The sequence below is a fragment of the Streptomyces sp. NPDC048424 genome (genome assembly GCF_040651555.1).
In the GTDB taxonomy this organism is placed as follows: domain Bacteria; phylum Actinomycetota; class Actinomycetes; order Streptomycetales; family Streptomycetaceae; genus Streptomyces.
This window is the reverse complement of the sequence record NZ_JBEZKE010000010.1, coordinates 159,683-176,374: the sequence shown is the minus strand read 5'-3', so window position 1 is coordinate 176,374 and position 16,692 is coordinate 159,683. Positions and strand designations below refer to the sequence as shown.

The following is a 16,692-nucleotide window of genomic DNA, read 5'->3' as shown; positions in this document are numbered from 1 at the left end:
TCAGCGCCGCTCGCGGGCCCAGACCACCTTCAGCTGCGGCGAGGTGAGGATGTCCCGCTCGCAGAAGCGCGCCGTGACCCAGCGCTCCCGGGAGAACAGCCGGGTCTGGTCCGCGGAATGGGGCGAGCCCGGGTCCGAGGACTGGCCGTACGTCAGCAGGGTGCGCGCCACCGGGCAGTGGCCGCGGTCCCAGCCGACCGCCTGGATGTGGCTGGAGCCGTGCGTGACCTCCGCGTAGCCGCCGGCCGCCGCGTTCCACGGAGCCTCGATCTTGTTCCAGACGCCGAGCGCCTCCGTACCGCCGCCCACCGGCAGCTTCTGCCCGCCCCGCACCACGAACTGGTGCTCGCCCAGCGGGGCGTCCAGCGCGATCCCGGCGGCCCTCAGCTCGGCCACCGCGTCCGCGAGCGCCCGCCCGACGCCGGGCGCCGCCTGGTTGAGCGTACGGGGAGTGCGTACGGGATCGGCCGCCGAGAACGGCACCAGCCACAGGTCCTTGGCCGGGGTCGAGGCCGCCAGCCGGCGCCAGAACCGGTCGAAGAGCAGCGCGCCGCGGCTCGTGCTGTCGGTCGTACGGTCCCAGCCCGCCAGGACCGGGCAGGCGGCCGAGACGTCCACCGGGCTCCCGTCGCTCCCCGTGGCCGTACCGCCGGGCAGTGCGGCGCAGGCCTTCGCCGCGTCCGCCGCGGCCAGATCACCGGCCGGGGCCCGGTTGGCGAACTGCTGCTTCTCCAGGTCGGCCACGGTCAGCCGGCCCTTCGCGGCCATCGCCGCCACGTCCTCGATCGCGCCGCGCGTGCGCAGCGAACGCGGGGTGGCGACGCTGCCCCAGACCCGCTCGTACCCGGTCAGCGGCCGGTCGGCGTGGGCCAGCCAGGCGCTGTCGTTGGAGTTCTCGGCGTACGGGGCGTCGCGCAGCGTCGGCGCCTTCCCCGGGCCGAACACGCCCGGCTGCACCGCGTCCGGATCCGAGCCGAGCGCGCAGTCCGTGCGCGAGCCGTCCAGCACCGCCAGCCCCGAGGCGGGGTAGGTCGCCCGGCCCAGCGGGGTGGAGCAGCGGGCCGCGAGCTCGTCGGTGATCCGCGGGAGCACCTGGGACTGGGTGAAGAGGGTGCCGCCCGCGGAGTCGGCGGCCACCGTGTTGACCCACGGCAGGCCCTGGGTGCGGGCCAGGGCCTCCTGGATCCCGGCGACCGAGCGGGCCCGGCCCATCGCCAGGGCGCTGTCGGAGCCGCGCAGGTTCGCCGCGTTGGGGTCGTTCAGCGCGTACGCCGTACCGGCCGTCCAGGGCAGCGGCAGGCCCGCGCCGAGGTTCGAGACCACCGGTCCGTAGCGCGTCCACCACTGGGTACGGGTGACCGGATCGCCGCCGGACACCGGGACGGTGACGGTCCGCCGCGTCATGCTCTCCGGCTTGCCGTCGACCAGGTAGGCGGTCGGGTCGGCCGGGTCGAGCGTGAGCTGGTGCAGGCTGACGGGGGTGCCGGTGGCCACCGTGTGGCTCCAGGCCACCTTCTCGTTGAAGCCGATGTTGACCACGGCGGTGCCGAGGAGGGAGCCGCCCGAGACGTTCAGCTTGCCGGGGATGGTCTGCTGCGACTGCCAGAAGCGGCGCCCGCCCCGCCACGGGTAGTGCGGGTTCCCGAGCAGCAGCCCGCTGCCGCTCGCCGTGGTGGAACCGGCGAAGGCGACCGCGTTGGAACCCATGTCGTACCGGCTGGTGTCGAAGAACTCCCGCGCGGCCTCGGCCGCCATCGCCGGATCGGGCGCGGCGGCCGGGGCGAGGGCCGTCGCCGACGGGCCCGGCGGGCCCGACGAGCCCGGCGCAGCGGCGGCGGGCGGCTGCGCGGCGGGCGGCTGCGCGGCCGTGATGCCGTCGATGCCGCGCCCCTGGCCGCCGAGGACGGAGACCGCGAAGCCCCGCGCGGCCACGTCGGTGGTGGTGACGGGGCGGACCCAGCCGGCGCCCTCGCAGGCGGGGTCGCCGATCCTGTTCTGGGCGAGCCAGGCGTTGTACCCGGCGGCCCAGCCGCGCATCAGCTCCTTGAGGTCCTTGGTGGGACCGGCCGGGGCGGGGGTCGCCAGCAGCTTCTCCACCGTGCCGGACTCGCGGACGCCCTTGAAGTACAGGTCGCTGGAGAGGTTCCGGGTGGCGGAGGAGAGGGATCCGTCGGGTGCGGCGTCGGGCCCGAACCAGCGCGAACGCTCACCGGCGACGGTCACGAACCCGTCGGCGAGGACACAGACCTGATCGGCCGCCTGGGCCCAGCCGGTGCCGAAACCGAGCTGGGCGTAGTCGCGGGCGAGGATGTGCGGGATGCCGTTCTCGGTGTACCGGATGACGGCGGACAGACCGCCGCCGGCCGGTATCCGGTCACCGGTCGCCGCGGAGGCCTGCGGCATCGCGGCCGTCGCGGCGAGCAGCGCGGCGCCGGTGAGGGCGACACGGCGGAGTATCGGACGGGTGCTGAGGTGCAAGGTGCCTCCCAAGTAGCCTGCGGGTGGGCGTGGTTGCCCGTGGGACAGGCGGTGCGTCCGTGCCCCCACACTCATGCAGGCGGTCCGATGATCTGTCAACATCCCGTTCGGTATCCCGGTCATTGACCTGGGGAGTCCGGGGGACGAGGATCGCGCCATGACGGCAGCGCGAGCAGGGCGGGCAGTGCGAGCAGTGCGGGACAACACGGTCGACGGGCTGGTGCGCGACAGCGCGCGAAGGGTCCCCGACCGCCTGGCCGTCCGTTACCGGGACCGCAGCTGGACGTACGCGGAACTCGACGCGGCCGTCACCACCGGCGCCGCCGTCCTGCGGGAGCGGTACGGCCTGGCCGCGGGCGACCGCGTCGCCACCTTCGCCCACAACTGCGACGCCTACCTCCTCGCCTTCCTGGCCTGCGCCCGGGCCGGACTCACCCACGTTCCGGTGAACCAGAACCTCACCGGCGAGGACCTCGCGTACATCCTGGACAACTCCGGGAGCGCCCTGGTCCTCGCCGACCCGGACCTGGCGGGGCGGATCCCCGGCGGGTATCCCGTACGCGCGCTGCGCGACGCCCCCGGCTCGTTCCTCGCGGAACTGTCCGAGCCGTCGGCCGTGGCCCCCGGCGCGGACGCGGACGTGGACGCGGACGTGGACCCGGGCCGGGTGGCGCAGCTGCTCTACACCTCGGGGACCACCGCCCTGCCCAAGGGCGCGATGATGACCCACCGGGCCCTCGCCCACGAGTACGAGAGCGCGATCGAGGCGCTGGACCTGGCCGAGGAGGACCGGCCGGTGCACTCACTGCCGCTGTACCACTCGGCGCAGATGCACGTCTTCCTGCTGCCGTACCTCGCGGTGGGGGCGCGCAACACCATCCTGGACGCGCCGGTCGCGGAGCAGGTCTTCGACCTGGTGGAGGCGGGGGAGGCGGACAGCCTCTTCGCCCCGCCCACCGTGTGGATCGGCCTGGCCAACCACCCGGAGTTCGCGGCGCGCGAGCTGGGCGCGCTGCGCAAGGCGTACTACGGGGCCTCGATCATGCCGGTCCCGGTCCTGGAACGGCTGCGGGCTCGGCTGCCCGGGCTCGGCTTCTACAACTGCTTCGGGCAGAGCGAGATCGGGCCGCTGGCCACCGTGCTCGGACCGGACGAACACGAGGGGCGGATGGACTCCTGCGGGCGGCCGGTACGCCACGTCGAGGCGAAGGTCGTCGACGAGGACGGCAAGGACGTGCCGGACGGCACGGCGGGCGAGGTCGTCTACCGCTCGCCGCAGCTGTGCCTCGGGTACTGGAACGACCCGGTGGCCACGGAGAAGGCCTTCCGGGACGGCTGGTTCCGCTCGGGCGACCTCGCGGTGCGCGACGCACGGGGCTACTTCACGGTCGTGGACCGGGTGAAGGACGTCATCAACTCGGGCGGGGTGCTGGTCGCCTCGCGCCAGGTGGAGGACGTGCTCTACACGCACCCGGGAGTGGCCGAGGCGGCCGTGGTCGGGCTGCCGGACGAGCGGTGGATCGAGGCGGTCACGGCGGTGGTGGTCCCGCGCGGCGAGGTGACGGAGGCGGAGCTGATGACGTACGCCCGGGAGAAGCTCGCCCACTTCAAGGCCCCGAAGCGGATCCTCTTCGTGGACACCCTCCCGCGCAACGCCAGCGGCAAGATCCTCAAGCGCGAACTCCGCGACCGCTTCGGATCCTCATCGGCCTCCTGAGAGCTGTCCCGTCAATGAGTCGTTGCGGGAGTGCGGACGAGTGTCCGCATCATCGCCGCGCCTGCCACCACAGCGCAGAGATGCAGCACCAGCGCGACGGTGGGGTTCTCCGGCAGCGGGACATCGGCCGGATCCGCCACCGCCACATACAGCACGAGGGGCAGCTTCCAGCCGCTCCATGCGAACATCGAGCCTGTTCCGACCCACCCGAATGTCAGCGGGAGCCAGCGCGGCAACCGGGCGGGACGCGCCCGGGCGACCATCCAGATGGCGGCGGATCCCGCGAGTGCCCAGAACCCCCAACCAGCGGCCAGCACGTACCCGTCGGTGTTCCGCTCGGCCGGGTAGGCGATTCCCAGGGTGCCTCCGGCTGCCCAGTAGAGCCAGACCAGACCGACCGTGGCACCGACGACAGCCGCCCACGGCGGTGCCGCACGCGGACCGTCACCGACCCTCCCGATGAATGCATCCGGCCAGCGGCGCCGCAGGTACGCCGGAACGGCGAGAGCCAGCCCCAGCCCCATCCCCACGAAGCTGAACTCGACCAGTACGCCCTCCCAGACCGGCATCGCAGGGTCGTCACCGCCGCCGCCCTGCGGGTCGCCGCCCACATCCAGGAGCGCACTGAACAAACCGACGGGCAACACCGAGACGAGGAACCCCGACCCCACCCAAGAACAGAACGCGACCAGCCTCCCCGGAATCCGCATCCCCCAAGGCCGCACCAGAGCGAGCGCCAGAGCAATCCCGATCACCGCCATACCGACCGTGACGGTGTTGAGCACCACCCACTCCGTCAAGCCGAATCCATCACCGATCGGCAGCACCCCCGCGAGGGAGCCGATCACCCACGAGACTTTGATCAGCAAGTACGGCGACAGGGCCAGAGCCGCCCCATACGCCGCGTTCCGCCCGACCCGATCCCAGCGCTCCACCCGGACTCCCCTTCCACCAGCAGGAATCCCAGCCTTCGGCCTGACCCGCCCCGGCACGTCCCCCGCCGGACGTATCCGCCTCCCCCACCCGGGGGAGACGGCGTGTGGCACCTGAATACCGAAGGGTCACCACGACGAGTCCTCCCGCACCGGGCGGTGAGCGAGCCCTACGGGGCGTGCGACATCGCCACGTGAAGGGGCCGGGGCCCGGTCATCGCGGGTGTGAGGTGTGAGGGGGGAAGGCTTCGGGCGGGAGGAGCCCGCTCTGGCGGAGCCGGCGCAGGGTGAGGTGTTCGTGTACGAGGCGGCCGACGAGGGCGCCGCCGTACACGACGAAGCCGACGCCCACCAGCCAGGACTGCACGACCAGCAGGGTGCCGAAGGGGCCGTACGTCACCGCGTTGGACGCGATGAGCGGGGAGAACACCAGCTGCGAGAAGACGCGCAGCCCCAGCAGCCCGAGGCTGGTCGCCACCGCTCCCGGCACCAGGGCGCGCCAGCGGACCCGGCCGCCGAGCAGGAGACGCTGCGAGCCGATGAAGAACAGGCAGGTGCCGAGGAGGTCGCCCACCGTGCCGAGGACGGTGCCGATGACGTCGTTCGAGGGCGCCGGGATCTCCACGAGCAGGGCGAGGTAGCAGACCAGCAGGGCCAGCCAGACGACGTGCCGCCACATCGTGTGCCAGCGGGCGGTCGGCAGGTCCCAGACCTTCTCGTAGCCGGTCTGCACGGCCGAACCGAAGGTCAGGCCGAATACGGCGAGGGCGGCCAGACCGAAGGCGGTGGTCCGCTCCAGCGCCAGGTCCGCGGCGCCGAACAGCATCTCGACCCGGGCCCGCGAGGACTGCGCCACCCCGAGGGCCTGGCCGAGCCACCGGCCGAAGCCGGAACCGCTGCCCGGGGCGGCGGCCGCCACGACCACCAGCAGCGGCACCAGGGTGAGGAACCCGAGGGCCGCGAAGCCCATCGCCCGGTGCATCAGCTCCATCTCCCGGCCCCGGCTCCAGGCCAGCCCGATGTGGGAGCCCTGGAGCCGGTCGTGCAGCTGCCGGAAGAACGAGGTCACAGGTCATGCACTACCCGCGAGGGCGATCACGCTCCCGGGCGCCGCCCCGAATTGGGCCCGAAGGGGTGGTTTCAGCCGCCCGGACGCGTGTCCGCCGCCTCCCCCGCGCCGCGGAGGTCCACCAGCCGCTTGATCTTCCCGACCGAACGCTCCAGGGTCTCCGGGTCGACCACCTCGACCCGGACGGAGACCCCGATCCCCTCCTTGACGGCCCGGACCACCTGGGCGGCCGCGGCCTGCCGCCCGTCCGCGTCCGTCTCCCGGCGCGCCTCCACCCGCACCGTCAGGGCGTCCATCCGGCCCTCCCGGGTCAGCCGCAGCTGGAAGTGCGGAGCCAGTCCGGCCGTCCGCAGGAGTATCTCCTCGATCTGTGTCGGGTACAGGTTCACCCCGCGCAGGATGATCATGTCGTCGCTGCGGCCCGTGATCTTCTCCATGCGGCGGAACGCGGGCCGGGCCGTGCCGGGCAGCAGCCGCGTCAGATCGCGCGTGCGGTAGCGGATGACGGGCATGGCCTCCTTGGTGAGCGAGGTGAACACCAGCTCGCCCTGCTCGCCCTCCGGCAGGACCGCGCCCGTCAGCGGATCGACCACCTCCGGGTAGAAGTGGTCCTCCCAGATGTGCAGGCCGTCCTTGTGCGACGCGAATTCCTGCGCGACGCCCGGGCCCATGACCTCGGACAGGCCGTAGATGTCCACCGCGTCTATGCCCAGCCGCTCCTCGATCTCCCGGCGCATCTCCTCGGTCCACGGCTCCGCCCCGAAGATGCCGGTGCGGAGCGAGGTGGTGCGGGGATCGATGCCCTGGCGCTCCATCTCGTCGAGCAGGGTCAGCATGTAGGACGGGGTCACCATGATGACCTCCGGCCGGAAGTCCTCGATGAGCCGGACCTGGCGGTCGGTCATCCCGCCCGAGGCGGGCACGACCGTACAGCCGAGGCGCTCCGCGCCGTAGTGCGCGCCGAGGCCGCCGGTGAAGAGCCCGTAGCCGTAGGCGATGTGGACGATCTGGCCGGGCCGGCCGCCCGCCGCACGTATGGACCGGGCGACGACATCGGCCCAGGTGGAAAGATCCCCGTCGGTGTACCCCACGACCGTGGGGCGCCCGGTGGTGCCGCTGGAGGCGTGGATGCGCCGCACCTCGGACCGCGGCACGGCGAACATCCCGAAGGGGTACTGGTCGCGCAGATCGGCTTTGGCGGTGAAGGGGAACAGGGCGAGATCGGCGAGCGAGCGGCAGTCGTCCGGATGCACGCCCGCCTTGTCGAAAGCCTGCCGGTAGAACGGCACGTTCTCGTAGGCGCGGTGCAGGGTCGCGCGCAGCCGCGTCAGCTGGAGGGCGGCCAGCTCGTCGCGACTCAGCCGCTCGCCTTCGTCGTGGAGATCCGAGTACACCGCCATGCCGTCACCTCATCCTGAGTCACCCGAACGATCATTCGGTAGATTGCCAGGACCCGGCATGCCAAATCAATGACTCGAACGAGTGATCGTCTGTTGTGATGGCTCCGGACGCACCTCGGCCTGGAGCGCACGGACCCCCTCGCGCACTCGGCCGGCGGCAACCTCGCCCAGCTCCACGCGGCCGCGCACCCGCGGCGGCTGCGCCGGACCGTCCTGGTCACCCCGACCGCCTGGGCGGCGGACCTCCCGGCCACCCCGGAGCAGCGACCGGAGGGGGCCCGGGCGCACTGCGCGGTGAACGGACGGCAGCAGAACGAGAAGGCCGCCGACGCCTACGCGGGCCCCGGCGCCTGGCTGGACGACGCCGCCTGGTTCGCGGCTCGGGTGGAGCGCTTCCTCACCTCCGGCACCTGACGGCCGACGAGCACGCCGAGCCGCGAGCCGCCGGCCCCGGGGCCGGTCGGGGCCCCGGGGTCGGGTCGGTCAGTCGGAGGTGCGGCGCAGGACCAGGGAGACGAAGCCCCAGGTGTCCCGGTAGACCCGCAGCCATTCGGAGCGCCGGAGGGCGGCGGTTTCGAGCGCCTGCGCGCTGTCCGGATGGGCGGGGTGGTCCAGGGCCCACGAGGCCAGCGATCCCCAGCAGGCCCATTCGTAGTCGTCCAGCTCGCGCCGCGTGCTGACGTGCCCGGTGACGGGGGTCCACCCGTCGGCCTCGACGCGGTCCACGGTGGTCGCCAGGTCGGTGAACTCCCCGAGCATCTCGACGGCCTCCGGGGAGGGGGTGCGGTCCCAGAATCCCTCACCGATCAGGACGCGGCCGCCCGGGGCCAGGTGCTTGCGGGCCGCCGCGAGGGTGGGGAGCAGACCGCCGAAGGCGTGCGTGGCCCCGACGCTCACCACGAGGTCGAAGGGCTGCGGCGAGACGAAGTCCTCGGCTGCCCGCTGATGGAGGACGAGACGTTCCCGGACGCCGAGGCGCTCCGCTTCCGCGCGGGCCTGTGCGAGGGCGTCCTCGGAGATGTCGACGCCCTCGGCGTGCAGCCGCGGCCGCGTGGCCAGGGCGCGCAGGAGCCATTCCGCCGTGCCGCATCCGAGGTCGAGTACGCGCTCGTCGCCGCGCGGGGCCCCGCGTTCGAGGAGCCGGCTCACGGAGTCGTCGTCGAGCGGGGACTTGATGGGGTGATCGGCATGGGCGATGCGGGATATCTGTTCACGGTTCACCGGGACACGCTGTCAGTGCCGGGGGCCGCCCGCACCTTGTTTTGGAGGGGCCGGATCGCCGGGGGGAGCCGGCCCCTCCTTCGTCTCCTTCCCTTCCTTCGTTTCCTTCGTCCGCCGGAGGTTCCCTACCCCTGCGGGGCCGTGTCGGCCTCCGTCGCCACCGTCTTCGCCCAGCGGTAGTCCGCCTTGCCGCTCGGGGAGCGTTGGATGGCGGGGGCGATGACCAGCTGGCGGGGGATCTTGTAGCCCGCCAGGCGGGTGCGGCAGTGGCTCTGGATCTCGTCCAGGGTCGGCGCCGGGGAACCGGAGCGGACCTGGACCACCGCGGCCACGTGACTGCCCCACGTCGGGTCCGGGACGCCGGCGACCAGGGCGTCGTACACGTCGGGGTGGGACTTCAACGCCTGTTCCACCTCCTCCGGATAGACCTTCTCGCCGCCCGTGTTGATGCACTGCGAGCCGCGCCCGAGCACCGTGACGATGCCCTGCTCGTCGACCGTCGCCATGTCGCCGAGCAGTACCCAGCGTTCGGCGCCCTTCTGGAAGAAGGTCTCGGCGGTCTTCGCCGGGTCGTTGTAGTAGCCGAGCGGTACGTGCCCGCGCTGGGCGAGCCGCCCCGGTTCGCCCACCGCGACCGGCTCGTGCGTGACCGGGTCCACCACCTGCGTACGGTCGTTGACCACCAGGCGGAAGCCCTTCTCCGGGCCGGAGTCGTCCGCCGCCCGGCCGTTGGAGCCGGACTCGGACGATCCGAAGTTGTTCAGGAGCAGTACGTTCGGAACGAGCCGCTGGAACTCGGCGCGCACCGTCTCCGACATGATCGCCCCGGACGAGGACACGCTGAACAGCGAGGACAGGTCAGTGCCCTGGAGGGGGCCCTTCAGGGCGTCGATGAGCGGCCTGAGCATCGCGTCGCCGACCAGCGACACGCTCGACACCTTCTCCTTTTCGATCGTACGGAGCACCTCCTCCGGCGCGTACTTGCGGTGGATGACCACCCGCTGGCCGTAGTTGAAGGCGATGAACGAGGTCAGTGTCGACGTGCCGTGCATCAGCGGGGGAGCGGGGAAGAAGGTGAGCCCGGCCCCCTTCGACGCGACCCGTTCGGCCAGTTCCTCCGGCCGCTTCACCGGCTCGCCCGACGGCTCCCCACCGAAGAGGCCCGCGAAGAAGAGGTCCTCTGCCCGCCACATGACGCCCTTGGGCATGCCGGTCGTGCCGCCGGTGTAGATGATGAACAGGTCGTCGGGGGAGCGGGGCGGGAAGCCGCGCTCGGCCGAGCCGGCCGCCTCGGCGTCCGCGTACGCGACCGGGGCGATCGAGGGCTCCGGGGCGCCCTCGGGGACCTCTCCGACGCGGATCAGGTGCCGGAGCCGCGTCGTCTGCGGCAGCGCCGCCGCCACCCGCTCGGTGAACTCGCCCTCGAAGACGAGCGCGGCGAGATCGGCGTCGTTGTAGAGGTAGACCAGCTCCTCCTCCACGTACCGGTAGTTGACGTTCACCGGGACCAGCCGGGCCTTCAGGCAGGCCAGTACGGTCTGGAGGTACTCGATCCCGTTGTAGAGGTGGAGCCCCAGGTGCTCGCCGGGCTTCAGCCCGCTGTCCAGCAGGTGGTGCGCGATCCGGTTCGCCGCCGCGTCCAGCTCCGCGTACGTGAGGCGGCGCTCCGCGCCGGTCCCGGGGTGGTCCACGTAGACGAGGGCCTCACGGTCCGGGACCACGTCCACGACCGACTCGAACAGGTCGGCAAGGTTGTACTCCACCGTTCCTCCTGACCCCGGATGTTCCCGATGTTCCCGACGACTGGCCCCGTGGCCGGCCTGCTCCGGCGGTCATTAGAGCGTCGGAGCCGGCAACTGGGAAGGGCACCGCCCAAGAAATCTGACTAGGTGTCAGAAAACTATTGAACTGCACCCGCCCCTATTGCAACCTGTTCTAGGTCTTGAGACGGGAGGACGGCAATGGGTGGGACAGAACACCTGACCGTGGAACGGCACGGCGCCACGCTGGTGCTCACCATGAACAGGCCCGAGGCGAAGAACGCGCTCTCGCTGCCGCTGCTGGTGGGGCTGTACGACGGCTGGCTGGAGGCGGACGCCGACGACACGATCCGCTCGGTCGTCCTGACCGGCGCCGGCGGGGACTTCTGCGCCGGCATGGACCTCAAGGCGCTGGCCGGGAAGGGGATGGCGGGCGACCAGTACCGGGACCGCCTCAAGGCCGATCCCGACCTGCACTGGAAGGCGATGCTCCGTCACCACCGGCCGCGCAAGCCGGTGATCGCGGCGGTGGAGGGGTACTGCGTGGCCGGCGGGACCGAGATCCTGCAGGGTACGGACATCCGGGTGGCGGGCGAGGGAGCCACCTTCGGGCTCTTCGAGGTCAAGCGGGGACTGTTCCCGATCGGCGGCTCCACGGTCCGGCTGCCGCGCCAGATCCCGCGTACGCACGCCCTGGAGATGCTGCTGACCGGGCGCCCGTACTCCGCGGAGGAGGCGGCGCGGATCGGGCTCGTGGGGCGGGTGGTGCCGGACGGCACGGCGCTGGAGGCCGCGCTGGAGACCGCGGAGCGGATCAACGCGTGCGGGCCGCTGGCGGTGGAGGCGGTGAAGGCGTCGGTCTACGAGACCGCCGAGCTGACGGAGACGGAGGGGCTGGCCTCGGAGTTGCTGCGGGGGTGGCCGATCTTCGAGACGGCGGATGCGAAGGAGGGGGCGCGGGCCTTTGCGGAGAAGCGGCCCGCGGTGTATCGGCGGGAGTAGCCGCCGCGTCGCCGCCGCCGTTGCCTTGCCGGGGGCGCTGCCCCCGTTCCCCCGCGCCTCAAACGCCGGCGGGGCTGAAAGATCGGGGCTCCGCCCCGGACCCCGCGCCTCAATCGCCGGCGGGGCTGGGTTGGTCGGCGGGGCTGAAAGACCAGGGGCTCCGCCCCGGGCCCCGCGCCTCAAACGCCGGCGGGCTGGGTTTGCCCGCGGGGCTGGAGTTGCCGGCGGGGCTGGGTTTGCCCGTGGGTTGTCGGAATCAATGCATCGGAGAGCCACCATGACAGCTGCCTCCCCACCGGAGGTGCTCCGCGCGCCTCTCGTCGTCGAGTTTCCCTTCACCCGGTCCCTCGGGCCCGTTCAGAGTGCCTTTCTCACCGGCCTGCGCGAAGGCGTCGTCCTCGGGGTGAAGACCTCCGACGGGAAGGTGATGGTCCCGCCCGTCGAGTACGACCCCGTCACCGCCGAGGAGATCCGCGAGCTCGTCGAGGTCGCGGCCACCGGCACCGTCACCACCTGGGCCTGGAACGGCCTGCCCCGCCCCAACCAGCCCCTGGACACCCCCTTCGCATGGGTGCTGGTCAAGCTCGACGGCGCGGACACCGCCCTCCTGCACGCCCTCGACGCGCCCGGCCCCGAGGCCGTGCGCACCGGCATGCGGGTGCGCGTCCGCTGGGCCGCCGAGCGCACCGGGGCCATCACCGACATCGCCTGCTTCGAACCGTACGAGGGCCCGGCGGGCGGCCGGGCCGCCCCGCACGACGGGGAGTTCGCCGACGCCGTCACCGGCATCGTCGCGCAGGCCCGCCTGGACTACGTCTACAGCCCCGGCCGCGCCCAGACCGCGTACATCAACGCCCTCTCCGAGCAGAAGACCGTCGGCGAGCGCTGCCCCTCCTGCCACAAGGTGTACGTCCCCCCGCGCGGCGCCTGCCCCACCTGCGGGGTGGCCACCACCGACCAGGTGGAGGTCGGCCCGGCGGGCACGGTCACCACGTACTGCATCGTCAACATCAAGGCCAGGAACCTCGACATCGAGGTCCCGTACGTCTACGCCCACATCGCCCTCGACGGCGCCGGCCTCGCCCTCCACGGCCGGATCGGCGGCATCCCGTACGACCAGGTGCGCATGGGCCTGCGGGTCGAGCCCGTGTGGACCGAGGGCGGCCGCTACCCCGACCACTACCGCCCCACCGGCGAGCCGGACGCGGACTACGACGCGTACAAGGAGCTCATCTGATGGCCCGATACGCCCGTGAGGTCGCGGTGGTCGCCTTCGCGCAGAGCGACCACCTGCGCCGCACCGACGAACTCAGCGAAGTCGAGATGGTCATGCCGGTCCTGCACCAGGTGCTGGCCGCGACAGGCTTGAAGGCCGGGGAGATCGGCTTCACCTGCTCCGGCTCCAGCGACTACCTGGCCGGCCGGGCCTTCTCCTTCACCATGACCCTCGACGGGGTCGGCGCCTGGCCGCCGATCTCCGAGTCGCACGTGGAGATGGACGGCGCCTGGGCCCTCTACGAGGCCTGGGTCAAGATCCAGACCGGCGAGGCCGACACCGCGCTCGTCTACTCGTACGGAAAGTCCTCGCCGGGGTCGGTGCGCGACGTGCTGACCCGCCAGTTGGACCCGTACTACGTCGCTCCGCTCTGGCCCGACTCGGTGGCCCTCGCCGCCCTCCAGGCCCAGGCCCTCATCGACGCGGGCGAGACCGACGAACCCGCCCTGGCGGCGATCGGAGCGCGCAGCCGGGCCGCCGCCGAGGCCAACCCGCACGCCCAGCTGAGCGGTTCGGTGCCCCAGGGCGACTACCAGGTCCGGCCGCTGCGCACCGGGGACTGCCCGCCCATCGGCGACGGCGTGGCCGCCGTGATCCTCGCGGCCGGCGACCTCGCCCGGCAGCTGTGCGCACGCCCGGCCTGGATCACCGGCATCGACCACCGCATCGAGGCCCACAGCCTGGGGCTGCGCGACCTCACCGACTCCCCGTCCACCCGGATCGCCGCCGAACACGCGGGCGTCTTCGAGGCGCCCGTGGACACGGCGGAACTGCACGCCCCGTTCTCCTCGCAGGAGGTCGTGCTCCGCAAGGCGCTCGGCCTCGGGGAGGGCGTGGCCGTCAACCCCTCCGGAGGCGCGCTCGCCGCCAACCCGGTCATGGCCGCCGGCCTGATCCGCATCGGCGAGGCGGCCGCCCGCATCCACCGCGGCGAGTCCGACCGGGCCGTCGCCCACGCCACCTCCGGCCCCTGCCTCCAGCAGAACCTGGTCGCCGTCCTGGAAGGGGACCGAGCATGAGCACCACGGGCAAGGAGCCGGTGGCCGTCGTCGGGATCGGGCAGACCAAGCACGTGGCCGCCCGCCACGACGTGTCCATCGCCGGGCTGGTCCGCGAGGCGGCGGTGCGCGCCCTCGCCGACGCCGAGCTGACCTGGGCGGACATCGACGCGGTCGTCATCGGCAAGGCTCCCGACTTCTTCGAGGGGGTGATGATGCCGGAGCTGTACCTGGCGGACGCCCTCGGCGCGGTCGGCAAGCCGATGCTGCGCGTTCACACGGCCGGTTCGGTCGGCGGGTCCACCGCGCTGGTCGCCTCCAACCTCGTCGCCGCGCGCGTCCACCGGACCGTGCTCACCCTCGCCTTCGAGAAGCAGTCCGAGTCGAACGCCATGTGGGGGCTCTCCCTCCCCGTCCCCTTCCAGCAGCCGCTGCTGGCGGGCGCGGGCGGGTTCTTCGCCCCGCACGTGCGCGCGTACATGCGGCGCACGGGCGCGCCCGACACGGTGGGCTCGCTCGTCGCGTACAAGGACCGGCGCAACGCGCTGAAGAACCCGTACGCGCACCTGCACGAGCACGACATCACCCTGGAGAAGGTCCAGGCCTCGCCGATGCTGTGGGACCCGATCCGGTACTCCGAGACCTGCCCCTCCTCGGACGGCGCCTGCGCGATGATCCTCACCGACCGGGCGGGCGCGGCCCGTTCGCCGAAGCCGGCCGCCTGGGTGCACGGCGGGGCGATGCGCAGCGAGCCCACCCTCTTCGCGGGCAAGGACTTCGTCTCGCCGCAGGCCGGCAAGGACTGCGCGGCCGACGTCTACCGGCAGGCGGGGATCACCGATCCGCGCCGGGAGGTCGACGCGGTGGAGATGTACGTGCCGTTCTCCTGGTACGAGCCGATGTGGCTGGAGAACCTCGGCTTCGCGGCGGAGGGCGAGGGCTGGAAGCTCACCGAGGCGGGCGTGACGGAACTCGACGGGGACCTTCCGGTCAACCCTTCCGGCGGGGTCCTGTCCACCAACCCGATCGGCGCCTCCGGCATGATCCGCTTCGCGGAAGCGGCCCTCCAAGTCCGCGGACAGGCCGGGGAACACCAGGTTCCGGGAGCCCGGCGGGCCCTGGGCCACGCGTACGGCGGCGGCGCCCAGTTCTTCGCGATGTGGCTGGTGGGGGCCGAGGAGCCCACGTCCTGACGGCGGCCCGGCCGGCGGCGGACGGGCGGCCCGGGGTACGGGACAGGCCACGGTGACTCACCGTGGCCTGTGCGCCACGCGCTGCGGTGGTTAACCTTGCCCCCGGACGACGTACCGGGAGGAGCACGCACGTGGCCGAGAGCATGATTTCGCAACCCCTCGCCGGCTGGGGCAAGCCGGACCTCGATCTCACCGAGGCGGACTGGCAGTCGAGCAGCCGGGGAGCGGGTGACGTCCAGATCGCCTTCGTGGAGGGCTTCATCGCGATGCGCAACAGCGAGCGGCCGGAGAGCCCTTCGCTGATCTTCACGCCGGACGAGTGGCACAAGTTCGTGCTGAACGCCCGGGGCGGGGAGTTCGACCTGACCTAGGTCGATCTCGTACGCGCGGCACCACCGGGCGCGGAGCCGCCGCCCCGGTGGCCGCCCGTACCCCCTTGCCGCGCGCCCGCAACCCCCTTGCCCGCCGTGGAGCGCCCCGGCAGGATGGGGCCATGAGGATCATCCGCCGAAAGGGCGATGCCGCGTAGACGGCCCGGCGCGCTGCGCGCCGAACGAGGAACGTACGAGGGCCGGCGGCCACCCGCCTGGACGCGGCCGCTCCCGCCCGTGGACCGGCTGCCACCCGCTGCCGCTGCCGCCGCCCACTGGGCCCGGCCCGGCCGCGCCGACGAGATCGCGGACCTGCTGAGCAGGTACCGGAACTTCCTGCGCCGCCCCGGCGGCACACTGCTCCTGAGCCCCTCCCCGTGCCCGGGCTGCCCCGGCTGCGCACGTGACGACATCGCCGTCGTCCGCGACGCACTGGCCGACCTCCAGCGGACCCTGCCGCCCGTCGCCCGGACCGCGCTGGGCTGCCTACTGCGGGACCTGGACGCGCAGTTCCTCCGTCGCACGCTTCCCGACCCCGACCCGCCCGCCGGACGGTGGGCCGACCGGCAGGGTCGTCCGCGCGCCTGGTGGCACCGGCGGCTCCACGAGGACACCTGAGCCGGCGGCCAGGACGCCCGGCCCGCAGCGCCCAATCGGGCATATCGGGATGATGGGTAGGGTGGGGGCATGAGTGGAGAGAACGATCTGCGCAAGCTCCTGAGCGGTATGCGGCCCGAGTTGAACGAGGGGCGGTACGTGTTCTGCACCGTGCCCGGAGGCGCGGTGCCCGCCGGCACCGCGCCCGTCGCCACCGTTCTGGAGCGGGAGGGGCTCACCCTGGTCCTGCGCCAGGAGGACGCCGACGCCGCCGGGCTCGCCTACGACTACACCGCGGGCTGGATCACCCTGCGGATCCACTCCGCCCTCGACGCCGTCGGACTCACCGCGGCCTTCGCCGCCGAACTCGGCGCACACGGTCTGAGCTGCAACGTCATCGCCGGATACCACCACGACCACCTCTTCGTGGCCGCGGACCGGGCCGCGGAGGCGGTGGCCGTGCTGGAGGAGCTCGCGGCGCGTTCGGCACGGGACTGACGCGCCCCGGGAGACCACCCCGGAGCGCACCTCCGAACGTCAGTCGGAAGGCCGCCGGAAGGCCACTGGAAGGCCGGTGCAAGGTTGTCGGAAGGTCGTCGGAAGGTCGGTTGTAAAGAAGATCGGATTCTTTCCTCACTGTGGGGCACCTCACCGTGTGCGCGGGCGTACGCTGAGCTC

At 72.6% G+C, this 16,692-nt stretch carries 14 protein-coding genes; 8 read left to right on the top strand and 6 right to left on the bottom strand.

Annotated elements, in window-relative coordinates; translation table 11 throughout:
* A complete protein-coding gene (locus AB0D29_RS17135) occupies nucleotides 1-2,478 on the bottom strand; it encodes a penicillin acylase family protein (RefSeq protein ID WP_362854958.1) in 2,478 nt (825 codons plus the stop codon).
* A 184-nt stretch (nucleotides 2,479-2,662) separates the two neighbouring features.
* Between AB0D29_RS17135 and AB0D29_RS17130 the strand changes: the two genes are divergently transcribed.
* Nucleotides 2,663-4,195 carry a fatty acyl-CoA synthetase gene (locus AB0D29_RS17130; protein ID WP_362855131.1) on the top strand — a complete coding sequence of 511 codons (1,533 nt, stop codon included), beginning with the start codon at nucleotides 2,663-2,665 and terminating at the stop codon, nucleotides 4,193-4,195.
* An 11-nt stretch (nucleotides 4,196-4,206) separates the two neighbouring features.
* Here the strand turns inward: AB0D29_RS17130 and AB0D29_RS17125 are convergent, their stop codons facing one another.
* The 5 genes from AB0D29_RS17125 to AB0D29_RS17105 form a co-directional block, all read right to left on the bottom strand.
* Nucleotides 4,207-5,130 carry a hypothetical protein gene (locus AB0D29_RS17125; RefSeq protein ID WP_362854957.1) on the bottom strand — a complete coding sequence of 308 codons (924 nt, stop codon included), beginning with the start codon at nucleotides 5,128-5,130 and terminating at the stop codon, nucleotides 4,207-4,209.
* A gap of 211 nt (nucleotides 5,131-5,341) precedes the next feature.
* On the bottom strand, nucleotides 5,342-6,196 hold the full coding sequence (locus tag AB0D29_RS17120; RefSeq protein ID WP_362854955.1) for a YhjD/YihY/BrkB family envelope integrity protein: 855 nt from the start codon (nucleotides 6,194-6,196) through the stop codon (nucleotides 5,342-5,344).
* Between the two features lie 71 nt (nucleotides 6,197-6,267).
* A complete protein-coding gene (gene paaK, locus AB0D29_RS17115; protein ID WP_362854954.1) occupies nucleotides 6,268-7,596 on the bottom strand; it encodes a phenylacetate--CoA ligase PaaK in 1,329 nt (442 codons plus the stop codon).
* Nucleotides 7,597-8,079: 483 nt separating this feature from the next.
* Nucleotides 8,080-8,817 (bottom strand): class I SAM-dependent methyltransferase, encoded by a 738-nt coding sequence (locus AB0D29_RS17110; protein ID WP_362854953.1) that lies wholly within the window; start codon nucleotides 8,815-8,817, stop codon nucleotides 8,080-8,082.
* 125 nt (nucleotides 8,818-8,942) lie between these two features.
* Nucleotides 8,943-10,580, bottom strand: coding sequence for an acyl-CoA synthetase (locus tag AB0D29_RS17105; protein ID WP_362854951.1), 1,638 nt, complete (start codon nucleotides 10,578-10,580; stop codon nucleotides 8,943-8,945).
* A 198-nt stretch (nucleotides 10,581-10,778) separates the two neighbouring features.
* Here AB0D29_RS17105 and AB0D29_RS17100 point away from each other — a divergent pair, with 198 nt between their 5' ends.
* The 7 genes from AB0D29_RS17100 to AB0D29_RS17070 all read left to right on the top strand — a co-directional run bounded on the left by AB0D29_RS17100 (nucleotide 10,779) and on the right by AB0D29_RS17070 (nucleotide 16,512).
* Nucleotides 10,779-11,579 carry a crotonase/enoyl-CoA hydratase family protein gene (locus AB0D29_RS17100; protein ID WP_362854950.1) on the top strand — a complete coding sequence of 267 codons (801 nt, stop codon included), beginning with the start codon at nucleotides 10,779-10,781 and terminating at the stop codon, nucleotides 11,577-11,579.
* 277 nt (nucleotides 11,580-11,856) lie between these two features.
* Nucleotides 11,857-12,816 (top strand): OB-fold domain-containing protein, encoded by a 960-nt coding sequence (locus tag AB0D29_RS17095; protein WP_362854949.1) that lies wholly within the window; start codon nucleotides 11,857-11,859, stop codon nucleotides 12,814-12,816.
* Nucleotides 12,816-13,874: a thiolase domain-containing protein gene (locus AB0D29_RS17090; RefSeq protein ID WP_362854948.1), complete on the top strand. Its 1,059-nt coding sequence runs from the start codon at nucleotides 12,816-12,818 to the stop codon at nucleotides 13,872-13,874. The genes AB0D29_RS17095 and AB0D29_RS17090 overlap by 1 nt, the downstream gene beginning before the upstream one ends.
* On the top strand, nucleotides 13,871-15,046 hold the full coding sequence (locus AB0D29_RS17085; protein ID WP_362854947.1) for a thiolase domain-containing protein: 1,176 nt from the start codon (nucleotides 13,871-13,873) through the stop codon (nucleotides 15,044-15,046). Before AB0D29_RS17090 ends, AB0D29_RS17085 begins: the two co-directional genes overlap by 4 nt.
* A gap of 131 nt (nucleotides 15,047-15,177) precedes the next feature.
* Nucleotides 15,178-15,417, top strand: a complete 240-nt coding sequence (locus AB0D29_RS17080; protein ID WP_030714395.1) for a DUF397 domain-containing protein — start codon at nucleotides 15,178-15,180, stop codon at nucleotides 15,415-15,417.
* A 147-nt stretch (nucleotides 15,418-15,564) separates the two neighbouring features.
* Nucleotides 15,565-16,035: a hypothetical protein gene (locus tag AB0D29_RS17075; protein ID WP_362854945.1), complete on the top strand. Its 471-nt coding sequence runs from the start codon at nucleotides 15,565-15,567 to the stop codon at nucleotides 16,033-16,035.
* 69 nt (nucleotides 16,036-16,104) lie between these two features.
* The gene (locus AB0D29_RS17070) at nucleotides 16,105-16,512 is read left to right on the top strand and encodes an ACT domain-containing protein (RefSeq protein WP_362854943.1); all 408 of its coding nucleotides are present in this window, start codon (nucleotides 16,105-16,107) and stop codon (nucleotides 16,510-16,512) included.
* Nucleotides 16,513-16,692: the final 180 nt, after the last annotated feature.